The organism is Caballeronia sp. SL1002 (genome assembly GCF_057814995.1).
In genome coordinates this window covers 574,349-589,066 of sequence record NZ_JBYMUW010000002.1, presented here as the reverse complement: position 1 = coordinate 589,066, position 14,718 = coordinate 574,349, and the positions used below count along the sequence as shown (strand labels likewise).

Below are 14,718 nucleotides of genomic sequence, written 5' to 3'. Positions count from 1 at the left end.
TCGGGGCCTGGCGCGGCGTGAGATGCCGCCGCGTCACGGTACACAACAAACGCGCAGCAAGAGACATAAGAGGATTCACAGCATGGCAAGCCTTTCCATCCGTGACGTGTACAAGACCTACCCGAACGGGGTTCCGGTCCTGAAGGGCGTCAATATCGACATCGAAGACGGTCAGTTCCTGATTCTCGTCGGCGGTTCGGGCTGCGGTAAGTCGACGCTGCTCAACATGATCGCGGGTCTCGAAACCGTGACGAGCGGCGAGATCCTGATCGACAACAAGACGGTGAACAACCTGTCGCCGAAAGACCGCGACATCGCGATGGTGTTTCAGTCCTACGCGCTCTACCCTTCCATGACGGTGCGCGAGAACATTTCGTTCGGCCTGAATATCCGCAAGGTGCCGAAGGACGAGCAGAAGACCATCGTGAACCGCGTGTCGGACACGCTGCAAATTCAGCATCTGCTCGACCGCAAGCCCGGCCAGCTTTCCGGCGGCCAGCGCCAGCGCGTCGCGATGGGCCGCGCGCTCGCCCGCGACCCGGTCATGTTCCTGTTCGACGAACCGCTTTCGAACCTCGACGCGAAGCTGCGGATCGAAATGCGTTCGGAAATCAAGCTGCTGCATCAGCGCCTCGGCACGACCATCGTCTACGTGACGCACGATCAGATCGAAGCGATGACGCTCGGCGACCGTATCGCCGTGATGAAGGACGGCGTCGTGCAGCAGTTCGGCGCACCGCAGGACATCTACGATTCGCCGTCGAACCTGTTCGTCGCGGGCTTTATCGGCGCGCCGCCGATGAACTTCATCAGCGGCAATCTGGTGCAGGCGGGCTCGGGCATCGGGATCGAACTTGACACGGGCGTGGCGCGCACGGTGCTGAACCTGCCGTTCGACGCCGCCGCCGTGCGCGGCAAGATCGGCCAGGAAGTGATTCTGGGCCTGCGTCCGGAACGCATCACCGACGCTCGCAGCGCGCACAACGTCGAAGACGCGCGCCTGCAGCCGATCGAAGTGAAAGTGGACGTGATCGAGCCGACCGGCCCGGACACGCTCGTGTTCGCGCAGGTGAACGGCAAGCGCATCGTGAGCCGCGTGCACCCGGCATCGAACCCGCAGCCGCTCACGAACACGACGCTGTTGTTCGACGTGTCGAAGGCCGTGCTGTTCGATTCGAAGACCGAGGAACGGCTTGCCTGAGCGTTTTCAGGCGTTGTCCGCTTGAGAAAAAACCGCGCCATGTGCGCGGTTTTTTTATGTGTTCTTGATGGGCACGCGCGAGCCGCGTTGCGCGCGAAAAGGCGGCCGGCCCGCCGACAAGGCACAATCATCGTTTTGCCTTCGCTCCCGCTCAATGACCCTGCCCTTGCCCCACGATCCCGCCCTCCTCTGGCCGCCCGCGCCGGACGGCGACCCGTACCTCGCGCTGGAAGCACTCGACGACGCCCATGTCGACGCGTGGATCGACGCCCAGAACGCCCGCACGATGGCGGCGTTCGGCACGACGCCCCTCGCCGATGCGCTGACCGCGCGGCTCGCCGCGGCGTACACGTCGAAGGACCGGATCGTCGCGTGCTCGCGCTATAACGACTGGGGCTACAACACGTGGCAGGACGAGGATCATCCGCTTGGCATTGTGCGTCGCACGCCGTGGAGCGCATGGCTCGCCGGCACGCCCGAGTGGCAGATCGTGCTCGACGTCGATGCAATCGACCTGAACCGCGACGCCGCCGAGGATTCGCGCTGGGCACTGCACGACTTCGACATGCTCTATCCCGACTACGACCGTGCGCTCGTGAGCCTGTCGCCGGGCGGCTCGGACGCGTGCCTCGTGCGCGAGTTCGACGTCGAATCGCGCACGTTCGTCACCGACGGCTTCAATTTGCCGGACGTCGGCAAGCACGGTATTTCGTGGATCGACCGCGACACCGTGTATGTCGGCTGGGACGACAGCGCGCACACGAAGAAGCCCGCGCTCACCACGTCCGGCTTTCCGCGCCAGGCTCGCCGATGGACGCGCGGCACGCCGCTCGCCACAGCGCCCGTGGTGTTCGAGGGCAAGCGGCGCGACGTGTCGGCGGGCGCCGATTACGATCCACTGGAAAAGCTGCATCTCGCGTCGCGCGCCGTGACCTTTTTCGAGACGCTGCAATACTGGCTCGACGAAACATCCGGCGAGTGGATTCAGTACGACGTGCCGCTGCACGTCGAGCTGGAACACTGGAACGGCTGGCTGTTCGCCACGCCGCGCGAGCCCTGGGACGTGGGCGGCACGACGCACGCGAGCGGTTCGCTGCTGGTGATCCGGCGCGACGCGTTTTTGGCGGAGTCGCGTGACATGACCGTGCTGTTCGCGCCGCTGGGACGGCGCGTGCTCGCCGATATCGACTTCACGAAACACTGGTTGATCGCAAGCGAGATGGACGACGGCGTGCCGCGCGTGAGCCTGTGGAAACCGCCCGCGGACACGGACACGGTTTGGACGCGTCGGGATTTTCGGTTGCCCGACGGTCAGGCGTATCTCGATTCGATCGATTCCGAGCGCGACGACACCGTGCTCATCCACACCGAGCATTTCCTCACGCCGCCGACGCTTTATTTCGCCGATCTCGCCGTCGACGCCCCGTGGCGCCAACTCGCTCAGCTTCCCGCTCAATTCGATTCGACCGGGCTCGCGGCGGTGCGCCGTCACGCCACCGCGCCCGACGGCGTCGAGATTCCGTATTGGCTGATCGGCCGAGAGGCGAATCTGAACGGCGCGGCGGCCCCGTGTCTGCTCTACGGCTACGGCGGCTTCGAAGTCGCGCTCGACCCCGACTACGACGCCACGACCGGCATCGCGTGGTTCGAACAGGGCGGGCTGCTCGCGATCGCCAACATCCGGGGCGGCGGCGAATTCGGCCCGGACTGGCATCGCGCGGCGCAGCGGCAAAAGCGCCAGGTCGCGTTCGACGACTTTATCGCCGTGGCCGAAGCGCTCGTCGCCTCGGGCGTGACCGCGCCCGAGCGGCTCGCGATTCGCGGCGGCAGCAACGGCGGGCTCCTGACCGGCGCGGTGATGATCCAGCGGCCCGAGTTGTTCGGCGCCGTGCTCTCGGAGGTGCCGCTCCTCGATATGGCGCGGTTTCATTTGTTGTTGCAGGGCGCGTCGTGGATCGACGAGTACGGCGACCCCGACGACGCTGACGATCTTCGCGTGCTGATGCGTTACTCACCGTATCAAAACGTGAGCGCCGATGCGGCTTATCCGCCGGTGTTGTTCACGTCCTCCACCGCCGATGATCGCGTTCATCCGGGGCATGCGCGGAAGATGGCCGCGAGGATGCTCGCGCAGGGGCATGAGCGCGTTTGGTATCTGGAGAATCGCGAAGGAGGACACAGTGCGGGGATTGAGCCCGAGGCCGCGGCGCGGGTGCAGGCGACCGCGTTTGCGTTTTTGCTTGGGGCAATAGGACGGGGGTGAGGGCTGGCGCCCGGGGTTGGGGTTGGGGTTGGGGTTGGTTTGGTTGGCTGCGGCCGTCGGGGTCCGGTTTGGTTTTGCTAGCGCGGTTTGGTTTTGCTAGCGCGGTTTGGTTTTGCTGGCGCCCTGTGCTTTTGTTTACCTGCGCTTTCGGGGGTGTCCCGAATTTTGTGTAAACAGGTTGTGGTTTAACGGGGCATCAGCCTGTCCTCGAACTGGATAGTAAAGCGGTTCAAAGCTGCCTTCCAATCGCGGATTGGCATCGTCCAGTTCTTGCTGATGTTGTTCAGCGCCAGGTAAAACAGCTTGGTCACGGCGTCGTCGGTCGGAAACGAGCTGCGGGTCTTGATCACCTTGCGCAGGCTCATGTTGATCGATTCAATGGCGTTGGTCGTATAGATCACTTTGCGGATTTCCGGCGGATAGTCGAAGAATGGAACGACGCGTGCCCAGTTGCGCCGCCAACTCTGCCCGATTGACGGATAGTCCTTGTCCCACTTGGCCTCGAACGCTTCGAGCATTTGCATGGCCAGTTCGACTGTCGTTGATGTGTAGATCATCTTCAGATCGGCGGCAACTTCGCGCTGCACTTTCCACGACACGAAGTTCAGGCAGTTGCGCACCATGTGCACGATGCAAAGCTGCACGGCTGCTTTCGGATAGACCGCTTCAATGGCTTCGGGAAAGCCTTTGAGCCCATCGACGCAGGCGATAAAAATGTCCTGCACGCCGCGTGTTTTTAACTCGGTGACCACCTGCAGCCAGAACTTCGCCCCCTCGGTCTGGGCGATCCACAGTCCCAGCACTTCCTTGTGGCCGTCCATGTTCACACCAATGGCCAGATAGACCGCCTTAGTCCGCACCGCACCGCTGTCGCGCACCTTGACGTGGATGCAGTCGAGATAAATGATGGGGTACAGCGCGTCGAGTGGGCGAGCTTGCCAGAGCTTCACCTCCTCGCTGACCGCGTCGGTCACCGCGGAGATCAGCGTGGGCGACACTTCGGTGCCGTACATCTCTTCCAGATGCCCCTGAATCTCACGCACGCTCAGGCCCCGTGCGTACAGGGAGATGATCTTGTCGTCGAAGCCCGACCAGCGGGTCTGATGGCGTTCTACCAGCTTCGGCTCGAACGCGCCTTGACGATCACGCGGGATATCGAGCGGTAGTTCGCCGAACTCACCCTGCAACGTCTTGGTGCTGTGACCGTTACGGGTGTTTCCCGTGGCGTTGGTGACGGTCTCGCTCTTGCCGTGCCCCAGATGCTCGGACATCTCGGTCTCCAGCGCCCGCTCAACCAGCATCTTGGTGAGCTGCTTGAGCAGGCCGTTCTCGCCAACCAGGTCCTCGGGTTTCTGGTAATTCGCCAGCAACCTGTCCGCCAGCTTGACGAGTTCAGGATCGGGTTTCGCACGTTTGTTGCGTTTGGCTACGGTCATCGTCGCTCCTGTTACGGGCAGTCTCCTGCCAAATGACCGTTTACACAAAACTAATTACACCCTCGCGGCAGCAGTCACTTTCTTTGCTGCTGCAAAGAAAGTAACCAAAGAAAGCAGCTTGTCCGCCTAAGGGAGGGTCCACCACACATAACCACGCGGATAGGCGCGCAAGCTGACTCGGCCACCACGCAGTTATTCGGATTGGCACAGCGCCGGTCAGTTCCATCCTCGCTGCGCTCGGACGATGGGCATAGCCGGCCCAGCACCGCGTTTTCTGCGAACTTGCTTTCGTGTCGGTCTATTAGCGCGCCGCTGTGCGCGGCGGCAGTCACTTTCTTTGCTGCTGCAAAGAAAGTAACCAAAGAAAGCAGCGTGACCATCTAAGTGTCCACCTCTGGTCGTAACCCGGAGTGGTGCGCAAGCTGATTCGGCCATCGCACCACACTACAAAGTGGAGCCGCTCATCCATCCCCGCAGGCACAAAGTGCCTGCCGGAAGGGCATAACCAAACCAAACCAAACCAAACCAAACCAAACCAAACCAAACCAAACCAAACCAAACCAAACCAAACCAAACCAAACCAAACCAAACCAAACAGACCACTGTTGTCAGATATGCCCATCGTCCGAGCGCAGCGAGGATGGACCTGACAGGCGCTGTGCCAATACAAACGAATGCGAGTTGCCATAGTCAGCTTGCGCGCCTATCCGCGAGGTTATTCGAGGTGGACACTTAGTCGGATAAGCTGCTTTCTTTGGTTACTTTCTTTGCAGCAGCAAAGAAAGTGACTGCTGCCGCGCACAGCGGCGTGCTAATAGACCTACACGAAAGCAAGTTCCCAAGAAGCACAGGCAGACAAAAGCAAAAGCGCCAGCAAACCAACGCCCGTGCGCTCCGCGCAAAAACCACAAACCTTCAAACCCGCACCGGATGCGCGTGCCACCGCAAAACGAGCACCCGTCCGCCGAAGGTAAGCACCCCGCAGATGCCAATCACGATCCCCATCCCATGGGGTGTGCCATCGTGCAACAAGCCCACGGCAAGGCTCGACAACGCCCCGAGCGACAACTGCACCGCGCCGAACACGGCCGCCGCCGCGCCAGCATTATGGGGATACCGATGCATCAAATCGGTCGTGCAATTGGCCGAAAGCACCCCGACCACGCCGACCACGAAAAACAGGCACACGACAATCGACCACAACCCGCCCCACCCCGTGAGACACACGAGCGAAACGGCGAGCGCCGCCACCACGCTCACGATCGACGCGGCCGAAATCATGCGCAGCGACCCAAGCCGCCCGACGAGTTTCGCGTTCAGCACGTTGCCGCCGATGATCCCCAAAATGTTCAGCCCGAACAGAAAACCGTAGTGCTGCGCCGGGACGTGGAAGTAATCGATATAGACGAACGGCGTCGCCGTGATGTACGCGAACATCGACGCGAACGCCATGCCGCCGCAGAGCATGTGGCCCCACGCGACGGGATCGGTGAGTAGCCGCCCGTAGGCCGCAAACGACTTGCCGAGCGCCGAACTCGCGCGCTTTTCGCGCGGCCACGTTTCCGGCACACGCAGATACGTCGTGACCGCGCAGCCCAGGCCGAACAGCGTCAGCGTGACGAAGACCGCGCGCCAGCCGCCGAGCAACAGCAATTGCCCGCCGATCAGCGGCGCGAGCAGCGGGCCGATGGCGGTGACGATCGCGAGCATCGAGAGGACGCGGGCCGCGTCGCTTGGCGCGTGGGCATCGCGGGCGATCGCGCGCGCGAGCACGGACGCCGATCCCGCGCCGAGCGCCTGGAGGAAACGCAAGCCGATCAGCGAGTCGATCGAGAACGACAGCGCGCAGCCGATTGTGGCGAGGACATACAGCACGATGCCGGCGAGGAGGACGGGGCGGCGGCCGTAGGCATCGGAGAGCGGGCCGTAGAGCAGCATGCCGAAGGAGAAGCCGAACATGAAGCTCGTGAGCGTCGTCTGCGCGGCGGCGGCGCTCGTGCCGAAAGCCGCGGCAAGCGCGGGCAGACTCGGCAGATACATGTCGATCGACAGCGGACCGCACGCGGCAAGCGCCCCGAGGAGCAGGATGAGCCGGGCGTCGGGGCGGCGGGGAGATGTCTGGGGCATGGGCGGGGCCGCGCTGGGGCGCGCGGGTTTTGCGGGGAGCCTGCAATTGTACGCGACCTTTTTTTGGGGTTTTTGCACGGGTGCTGGTGCTGGCGCTGGCGCTGGCGCTGGTGCTGGTGCTGGTGCTCGCGCTGGCGCTTGCGCGGGTGCGGGTGCGGGTGCGGGTGCGGGTGCCTTTGTCTGCCTGTGCTTCTTGAAAACTTGCGTCGGTCTGGTTTGCTGGCGCATTTGCTTTTGTCTGCCTGTGCTTCTTGGAAACCTGCTTTCGCGTAGGTCTATTAGCACGCCGCTATGCGCGGCAGCAGTCACTTTCTTTGCTGCTGCAAAGAAAGTAACCAAAGAAAGCAGCTTATCCGCCTAAGTGTCCACCTCGAATAACCAGCCGGATAGGCGCGCAGGCCGACTCGGTTAGCGCGCAGCCATTCGGATTGGCACAGCACCTGTCAGTTCCATCCTCGCTTCGCGTGGACGACGGGCATATCAAAAACCGGAGGCCAGCGGCCGACGACCGGCGGGCCGCCGCCGGCCGCCGGTTTGGTCTCTTCGGTTATGCCGTTCCGGCAGGCACTTTGTGCCTGTGGGGATGGATGAGCGGCTCCACTCTGTAGTGTGGTGCGATGGCCGAATCAGCTTGCGCGCCACTCCCGGTTACGGTTCGTGATGGACACTTAGTAGGTCACGCTGCTTTCTTTGGTTACTTTCTTTGCAGCAGCAAAGAAAGTGACTGCTGCCGCGCATAGCGGCGTGCTAATAGACCTACACGAAAGCAAGGTCCCAAGAAGCACAGGCAGACAAAAGCAAAAGCGCCAGCAAACCAACGTCTGAGCAAGTAGCGACGCCATCCAACCGAGAAAATTCAAACTCCCAAAACCGGCCGGATACCGGCAACACCGGTCCAAACACCAGCCCAAACACCAGTCCAAACACAGCGAGCCCAGCAAGCGCCAAAACTACGCCTCCCTCCCCTCTCCGGTACAATTTCACACGAAATCGGCCGCAGGCAAACGCCCCCGGCTGCACGCCCCAACCCCGAGCAAACGCAGGCCCCCACCCCATGTCTAAGAACGAAGCCCTCTTCGAACGCGCCCAGCAAACCATCCCCGGCGGTGTGAATTCGCCCGTGCGGGCATTCCGCTCGGTCGGCGGCACGCCGCGCTTCATCGAACGGGCGCAAGGCCCCTATTTCTGGGACGCCGACGGTCAAAAGTTCATCGACTACATCGGCTCCTGGGGTCCGATGATTCTCGGTCACGTTCATCCCGAAGTCCTCGACGCCGTGCAGCGCGTGCTCGCGAACGGTTTTTCGTTCGGCGCGCCGACGGAATCGGAAATCGAGATCGCGGAGGAAATCTGCAAGCTCGTGCCGTCGATCGAGCAAGTCCGCATGGTGTCGAGCGGCACTGAAGCGACGATGAGCGCGCTGCGTCTCGCGCGCGGTTTCACGGGCCGCAGCCGGATCGTGAAGTTCGAAGGCTGCTATCACGGTCACGCGGACAGCCTGCTCGTGAAGGCGGGCTCGGGCCTTCTCACCTTCGGCAAGCCGACATCGGCGGGCGTTCCGGCCGATATCGCCAAACACACGACCGTCCTCGAATACAACAACGTCGAACAGTTGAACGAGGCGTTCGCGGCGTTCGGCGCGGAAATCGCGTCGGTGATCGTGGAGCCGGTCGCGGGCAACATGAACCTCGTGCGCGCCACGCCGGAATTCCTGCAGGCGCTGCGCGACCGTTGCAACGACTACGGCACGGTCCTGATCTTCGACGAAGTGATGTGCGGATTCCGCGTCGCGCTCGGCGGCGCGCAGGAAGTTTACGGCGTGAAGCCGGACCTCACCTGCCTCGGCAAAGTGATCGGCGGCGGCATGCCGGCGGCGGCGTTCGGCGGACGCCGCGACATCATGGCGCATCTCGCGCCGCTCGGCGGCGTCTATCAGGCGGGCACGCTGTCCGGCAACCCGATCGCGGTCGCGGCCGGCCTCAAAACGCTGCAACTGATTCAGGCGCCCGGTTTCTACGAGACGCTGACGCAGCAAACCCGCCGCCTCGCCGATGGCCTCACCGCCGCCGCGAAGGAAGCGCAGGTGCCGTTCGTGGCCGATGCGATCGGCGGCATGTTCGGCCTTTATTTCGCGAAGGACATTCCGGCGAGCTTCGCGGAAGTCACGCAGGGCGACACGAAGCGGTTCAACGCGTTCTTCCACGCGATGCTCGACGCGGGCGTCTATTTCGCGCCGTCGGCCTACGAGGCGGGCTTCGTCTCGATCGCCCACGACGACGCCGTGATCGACGCGACGCTCGACGCCGCGCGCGGCGTGTTCGCGCACCTCGCAGCCTGACGGACCCCGCGCCATGTTCTCGCAGACCGACTTCACCTATATGGAGCGCGCGCTCGCACTCGCCGCGCGCGGCATGTACACGACGACGCCGAATCCGCGCGTCGGCTGCGTGCTGGTCAAGAATGGCGAGGTGATCGGCGAAGGCTTCACGCAGCCGGCTGGGCAGGATCACGCCGAAGTCCGCGCGTTGAAGGATGCCCGCGCGCGCGGTCACGACACGCGCGGCGCGACGGCCTACGTGACGCTCGAACCGTGCAGCCACTTCGGCCGCACGCCGCCCTGCGCGCATGCGCTCGTCGAAGCGCGCGTCGGCCGGGTGATCGCGGCGATGGAAGATCCGAATCCGGCCGTGTCCGGACGCGGCCTCGCGATACTGCGCGACGGCGGGATCGACGTGCGTTGCGGTCTGCTCGCGGCCGAAGCGTACGAAATGAACATCGGCTTCGTCTCGCGCATGACGCGCCGCCGCCCGTGGGTGCGCATGAAAATCGCAGCGACGCTCGACGGCCGCACGGGCCTGCCCTCGGGCGCGAGCCAGTGGATCACGGGCGAAGCGGCGCGCGCCGACGGCCACGCGTGGCGCGCGCGGGCCTGCGCGATCCTGACGGGCATCGGCACGGTGCGCGAGGACGATCCGCAACTCACCGTGCGCGCCGTCGATACCCCGCGCCAGCCGCAGCGCGTGCTGGTGGACAGCCGGCTCGACGTGCCGCTCGACGCGAAAATCCTGGAAGGCGCGCCGCCCTGGGTGTTCCACGGCGAAAACGCCGATCCGGCGCGCGCCGCCGCCTTGCAGGATCGTGGCGTGCAGCTTTTCGAGACCACGAATCCGCATGGCAAGGTGGATCTGCCCGCGATGCTCTCGCTCCTCGCCGATCGCGGCATCAACGAACTGCATGTCGAATCCGGGCACAAGCTGAACGGCTCGCTGCTGCGCGAAAGCTGCGTGGACGAATTGCTCATCTACGTCGCGCCGAGCCTGCTCGGCAACGCGCCGGGCATGTTCGATTTCGCCGCGCCCGAGACGCTGGAAGCGCGCACGCATCTGCGCTTTCACGCCATCGACCGGCTCGGCGACGACCTGCGCATACTCGCGCGTCTCGTCGATACGCAATCCACTCAATAACCGAAGGAAATCAGATGTTTACCGGAATTGTCGCGGCGGTCGGCCGCATCGAAAAAGTCACGCCGCTGGGCGCTGAAGCCGATGCCGGCGTGCGGCTGACAGTCGGCGCGGGCGCGCTCGATCTCGCGGACGTCGAACTCGGCGACAGCATCTCCATTCAGGGCGCGTGCATGACGGTCGTCTCGAAAACAGCGGCCGCGTTCGACGTCGACGTATCCCGGGAAAGCCTGAACAAGACCGCGGGCCTCGGCGACACCGGCGAGGTCAATCTCGAAAAGGCATTGCGGGCGCACGACCGGCTGGGCGGCCATCTGGTCTCGGGCCACGTGGATGGCCTGGGCGTCGTGACGCATTTCGCGCCGATCGGCGAATCGCACGAACTGCGCGTTCTGGCCTCGCGCGATATCGGCAAATACCTGGCGTACAAGGGTTCGGTGACCGTGAACGGCGTCAGCCTGACCGTGAACTCAGTGACCGACCGCGCCGACGGCTGCGAATTCTCGATCAACCTGATCCCGCACACGGTGGAAGTGACCACGCTCAAGGCGCTCGCGGCGGGATCGAAGGTGAATCTGGAAATCGACCTGATCGCGCGCTATGTCGAGCGGATCCTGAGCGTGGACGGCGCGCGGCCCGCCGCGCTGTAACGTTTCATCGCGCGGCGCGGGTGCGGCGCGAGTGCTTCGTTAAGGCAGCATGCCTCGCCCGCGCCGCGCAAAACCTGCCGAGCGACCCGCAATTCCAGCGCCCGGGCGCCCGCCGTGGCGTAAAATATGCCCTTTCCCGAACCGGACGTCACCATGTCGCTCGCCTCCACCCTTGAGATCATCGCCGAACTGAAAGCCGGTCGGATGGTGATTCTCGTCGACGAAGAAGATCGCGAAAACGAAGGCGACCTCGTCCTGGCCGCCGAATTCGTGACGCCGGAAGCGATCAATTTCATGGCGCGTTTCGGACGCGGCCTGATTTGTCTCACGCTCACGCAGGAACGCTGCCGTCAGTTGAATCTGCCGCCGATGACCTTGCGCAACGGCACGCAGTACGGCACGGCGTTCACGGTGAGCATCGAGGCGGCGGAAGGCGTGACTACCGGCATTTCCGCCTCCGACCGCGCCCGCACCATCGCGGCGGCCGTGGCGCTTAATGCGCGCGCGGAAGATATCGTCCAGCCGGGCCACGTTTTCCCGATCATGGCGCAACCGGGCGGCGTGCTCGTGCGCGCGGGCCATACGGAGGCGGGCTGCGACCTGACCTCGCTCGCCGGGTTGTCGCCGGCAGCGGTGATCTGCGAAGTCATCAAGGACGACGGCGAAATGGCGCGTCTGCCGGACCTGATCGCGTTCGGTGAGGAACACGGCATCAAGATTGGCACAATTGCCGATCTGATCCACTACCGGAGCCGCACGGAATCGATCGTCCAGCGCGTAGCCGAACGCACGATGCAAACGGCGCACGGCGCGTTTCGCGCGGTGCTCTACCGCGACCAGCCGAGCGGTTCGCCGCATATCGCGCTGGTGCGCGGCACGCCTTCGCCCGATCGCGAAACGCCGGTGCGGGTGCACGAGCCGCTTTCGGTGCTGGATCTGCTCGAAATCGACTCGTCCACGCATTCCTGGACGCTCGACGCCGCGATGAAGGAAATCGCCTCGCGCGATCTCGGCGCGATCGTTTTGCTCAATTGCGGCGACACGAAAGAGCATCTGGTGGACGTGTTCGAAGCGTTCGATCAGGAAGCGAAGGCGGCGGAGCTGAAGCGCCGCCCGATCGACTTCAAGACTTACGGTATCGGCGCGCAGATTTTGCGCGAACTCGGCGTCGGCAAGATGCAGGTGCTCTCGAATCCGCGCAAGCTCGGCAGCATGTCAGGCTATGGACTCGAAGTCACCGGCTTCATTCCGATGCCCGGCTGCCCCGCCACCGCGGCGGATGCCAGCGTCGGCCATCTGCGCTCGGTCTGACGCGCCGCGCCACACACTCAAAACAAACGGACTCGAATAATGGAAATCGGACAATATCAGCCGAATCTCGACGGTGACGGACTGCGTATCGGCATCGTCCAGTCGCGCTTCAACGAACCGGTGTGCAACGGCCTCGCGGACGCGTGCATCGAAGAACTGGAACGCCTCGGCGTGATCGGCGAGGACGTGCTGCTCGTCACCGTGCCGGGCGCGCTCGAAATTCCGCTCGCGCTGCAAAAGCTGGCGGAATCGGGCCAGTTCGACGCGCTGGTGGCGCTCGGCGCAGTCGTTCGCGGCGAGACGTATCACTTCGAACTCGTGTCGAACGAAAGCGGCGCGGGCATTTCGCGCATCGCGCTCGATTTCGGCACGCCGGTCGCGAACGCTGTGCTCACGACCGAAAACGACGAACAAGCCGTCGCCCGCATGACGGAAAAAGGCCGCGACGCAGCCCGCGTGGCGGTGGAAATGGCTAACCTGTCGATCGCGCTGGAGCAACTCAGCGGCGACGACGACGAAGACGAAGAAGAGGACCGCGCATGAAGAGCGCTCGCCGCCGTTCGCGCGAACTCGCGACGCAAGGGCTTTACCAGTGGCTGCTGTCGGGATCGACGGCAACTGAAATCGACACGCAACTGAAGAACGCGCAAGGTTTCGACAAGGCCGACCACGAACATCTGGACACGATCCTGCGCGGCGTGATTCGCGATGCGGATACCTTGTCGGCCGATCTGCAGCCGTGTCTCGACCGTCCGCTCGAGCAGCTTTCGCCGGTCGAGCGGGCGGTGCTGCTCGTCGCCGCGTTCGAGTTCAAGCATCACCTCGACATTCCGTATCGCGTGGTCATCAACGAAGCGGTCGAACTCACCAAGACGTTCGGCGGCTCGGATGGCTACAAGTACGTGAACGGCGTGCTCGACAAGCTCGCCGTGCAGTTGCGCCCCGCTGAAGCTCAAGGGCGCGGCCGGGGCTGATTTGCCTTGAAAGCCGGGCCGTGCGCGGTTTTTCTACCCGCCGCGTCCTGGCCACGCCTGTCTGACTGGATTTTCACCATGAATACCGTTACCGAACCGCTCGTTCGGTTAGCCGCCCGCGTGGACGCCATCGAGCCGTTCTACGTGATGGAACTGATGAAGGAAGCGCAGGCGCTGGAACGCGCCGGCCGCGACATCATCCACATGGGGATCGGCGAGCCGGATTTCACCGCGCCGGAACCCGTGATCGAAGCGGCCGCGAGCGCGTTGCGCCGCGGTGTCACGCAATATACGAACGCGCTCGGCGTGACCGCGCTGCGCGAGGCGATCGCGCAGCATTATCGCGATGCGTTCGGCGTGGACGTCGATCCGGCGCGCATCGTGGTGACGGCGGGTGCGTCGGCGGCGTTGCTGCTCGCGTGCATGGCGCTCGTCGATCACGGCGACGAAGTGCTGATGCCGGACCCGTGCTACCCGTGCAACCGCCATTTCGTGGCCGCCGCCGATGGCCGGCCGGTCCTGATCCCGAGCGGCCCCGCCGAACGTTTCCAGTTGACCGCCGAACACGTCGAAGCCCACTGGGGACCGAAAACGCGCGGCGTGCTGCTCGCGTCGCCGTCGAATCCGACCGGCACGTCGATCGAACCGGACGAACTGCGCCGGATCGTGGAAGCGGTGCGCGCGCGCGGCGGCTTTACGATCGTCGATGAGATCTATCAGGGCCTGAGCTACGACGCGAAGCCGGTTTCCGCGCTGACGCTCGGTCAGGACGTGGTGACGGTCAACAGTTTCTCGAAATACTTCAACATGACCGGCTGGCGGCTCGGCTGGCTGGTCGTGCCGCCGTCGATGATCGACGCTTTCGAGAAGTTGTCGCAGAACCTGTTCATTTGTGCATCGGCGCTTGCCCAGCATGCCGCCCTGGCCTGCTTCGAACCGGCCACGCTGGAAATTTACGAAGCGCGGCGGCTGGAATTCCGCCGCCGTCGCGATTTCATCGTACCCGCGCTCCGCTCGCTCGGCTTTGAAGTGCCGGTCGTGCCGGACGGCGCGTTCTACGTGTATGCCGACACGCGCCGCGTCGCGCATCCGGCTGCGGGCAACAGCGATGCGCTGACCAAGGCGATGCTGCACGACGCAGGCGTTGTGCTCGTCCCCGGGGCGGATTTCGGTTTTCATGCGCCGGGCGACTATATCCGGCTGTCTTATGCGACGTCGTATGCAAAGCTCGAAGAGGCGGTCGAGCGGCTGGCGGTGTTCTTCAAGCTTTGACACGAAGCGCCAACCCATAAAAA

General features: G+C 63.9%; 11 protein-coding genes. 9 read left to right on the top strand and 2 right to left on the bottom strand.

The annotated features are described in order from the left end of the window. Positions 1–82: 82 nt before the first annotated feature. Together AC3D25_RS05575 and AC3D25_RS05570 are read left to right on the top strand one after the other, a co-directional pair. Positions 83–1,201 (top strand): ABC transporter ATP-binding protein, encoded by a 1,119-nt coding sequence (locus AC3D25_RS05575; protein WP_488887456.1) that lies wholly within the window; start codon positions 83–85, stop codon positions 1,199–1,201. Between the two features lie 154 nt (positions 1,202–1,355). Further along, the gene (locus tag AC3D25_RS05570) at positions 1,356–3,464 is read left to right on the top strand and encodes a prolyl oligopeptidase family serine peptidase (RefSeq protein WP_488887455.1); all 2,109 of its coding nucleotides are present in this window, start codon (positions 1,356–1,358) and stop codon (positions 3,462–3,464) included. Between the two features lie 185 nt (positions 3,465–3,649). On the opposite strand, the gene AC3D25_RS05565 is transcribed toward AC3D25_RS05570, so the two are convergent. Together AC3D25_RS05565 and AC3D25_RS05560 are read right to left on the bottom strand one after the other, a co-directional pair. Then, entirely contained in the window at positions 3,650–4,900 is a 1,251-nt protein-coding gene (locus AC3D25_RS05565) for an IS256 family transposase (RefSeq protein ID WP_488887454.1), read from the bottom strand. A 915-nt stretch (positions 4,901–5,815) separates the two neighbouring features. Then, a complete protein-coding gene (locus tag AC3D25_RS05560) occupies positions 5,816–7,027 on the bottom strand; it encodes a Bcr/CflA family multidrug efflux MFS transporter (RefSeq protein WP_488887453.1) in 1,212 nt (403 codons plus the stop codon). 1,054 nt (positions 7,028–8,081) lie between these two features. Here AC3D25_RS05560 and hemL point away from each other — a divergent pair. The 7 genes from hemL to AC3D25_RS05525 all read left to right on the top strand — a co-directional run bounded on the left by hemL (position 8,082) and on the right by AC3D25_RS05525 (position 14,695). After that, positions 8,082–9,365 carry a glutamate-1-semialdehyde 2,1-aminomutase gene (gene hemL, locus AC3D25_RS05555; RefSeq protein ID WP_488887452.1) on the top strand — a complete coding sequence of 428 codons (1,284 nt, stop codon included), beginning with the start codon at positions 8,082–8,084 and terminating at the stop codon, positions 9,363–9,365. Between the two features lie 13 nt (positions 9,366–9,378). Continuing rightward, the gene (gene ribD, locus AC3D25_RS05550; RefSeq protein WP_488887451.1) at positions 9,379–10,491 is read left to right on the top strand and encodes a bifunctional diaminohydroxyphosphoribosylaminopyrimidine deaminase/5-amino-6-(5-phosphoribosylamino)uracil reductase RibD; all 1,113 of its coding nucleotides are present in this window, start codon (positions 9,379–9,381) and stop codon (positions 10,489–10,491) included. Positions 10,492–10,505: 14 nt separating this feature from the next. Beyond that, positions 10,506–11,138 (top strand): riboflavin synthase, encoded by a 633-nt coding sequence (locus AC3D25_RS05545; protein WP_488887450.1) that lies wholly within the window; start codon positions 10,506–10,508, stop codon positions 11,136–11,138. A 153-nt stretch (positions 11,139–11,291) separates the two neighbouring features. Further along, positions 11,292–12,449, top strand: coding sequence for a bifunctional 3,4-dihydroxy-2-butanone-4-phosphate synthase/GTP cyclohydrolase II (gene ribBA, locus AC3D25_RS05540; RefSeq protein WP_488889610.1), 1,158 nt, complete (start codon positions 11,292–11,294; stop codon positions 12,447–12,449). A 39-nt stretch (positions 12,450–12,488) separates the two neighbouring features. After that, positions 12,489–12,992 carry a 6,7-dimethyl-8-ribityllumazine synthase gene (ribH, locus tag AC3D25_RS05535; RefSeq protein ID WP_488887449.1) on the top strand — a complete coding sequence of 168 codons (504 nt, stop codon included), beginning with the start codon at positions 12,489–12,491 and terminating at the stop codon, positions 12,990–12,992. Next, complete coding sequence (nusB, locus tag AC3D25_RS05530) at positions 12,989–13,423, top strand: transcription antitermination factor NusB (protein ID WP_488887448.1); 435 nt, start codon at positions 12,989–12,991, stop codon at positions 13,421–13,423. The genes ribH and nusB overlap by 4 nt, the downstream gene beginning before the upstream one ends. Positions 13,424–13,501: 78 nt before the next feature. Next, positions 13,502–14,695, top strand: a complete 1,194-nt coding sequence (locus AC3D25_RS05525) for a pyridoxal phosphate-dependent aminotransferase (protein WP_488887447.1) — start codon at positions 13,502–13,504, stop codon at positions 14,693–14,695. Positions 14,696–14,718: the final 23 nt, after the last annotated feature.

Bases quoted from the DNA above. Each gene is read 5' to 3' on its own strand.
- AC3D25_RS05575 (WP_488887456.1), top strand. From the start codon at position 83: ATGGCAAGCCTTTCCATCCGTGACGTGTACAAGACCTACCCGAACGGG.
- AC3D25_RS05570 (WP_488887455.1), top strand. From the start codon at position 1,356: ATGACCCTGCCCTTGCCCCACGATCCCGCCCTCCTCTGGCCGCCCGCG.
- AC3D25_RS05565 (WP_488887454.1), bottom strand. From the start codon at position 4,900: ATGACCGTAGCCAAACGCAACAAACGTGCGAAACCCGATCCTGAACTC.
- AC3D25_RS05560 (WP_488887453.1), bottom strand. From the start codon at position 7,027: ATGCCCCAGACATCTCCCCGCCGCCCCGACGCCCGGCTCATCCTGCTC.
- hemL (WP_488887452.1), top strand. From the start codon at position 8,082: ATGTCTAAGAACGAAGCCCTCTTCGAACGCGCCCAGCAAACCATCCCC.
- ribD (WP_488887451.1), top strand. From the start codon at position 9,379: ATGTTCTCGCAGACCGACTTCACCTATATGGAGCGCGCGCTCGCACTC.
- AC3D25_RS05545 (WP_488887450.1), top strand. From the start codon at position 10,506: ATGTTTACCGGAATTGTCGCGGCGGTCGGCCGCATCGAAAAAGTCACG.
- ribBA (WP_488889610.1), top strand. From the start codon at position 11,292: ATGTCGCTCGCCTCCACCCTTGAGATCATCGCCGAACTGAAAGCCGGT.
- ribH (WP_488887449.1), top strand. From the start codon at position 12,489: ATGGAAATCGGACAATATCAGCCGAATCTCGACGGTGACGGACTGCGT.
- nusB (WP_488887448.1), top strand. From the start codon at position 12,989: ATGAAGAGCGCTCGCCGCCGTTCGCGCGAACTCGCGACGCAAGGGCTT.
- AC3D25_RS05525 (WP_488887447.1), top strand. From the start codon at position 13,502: ATGAATACCGTTACCGAACCGCTCGTTCGGTTAGCCGCCCGCGTGGAC.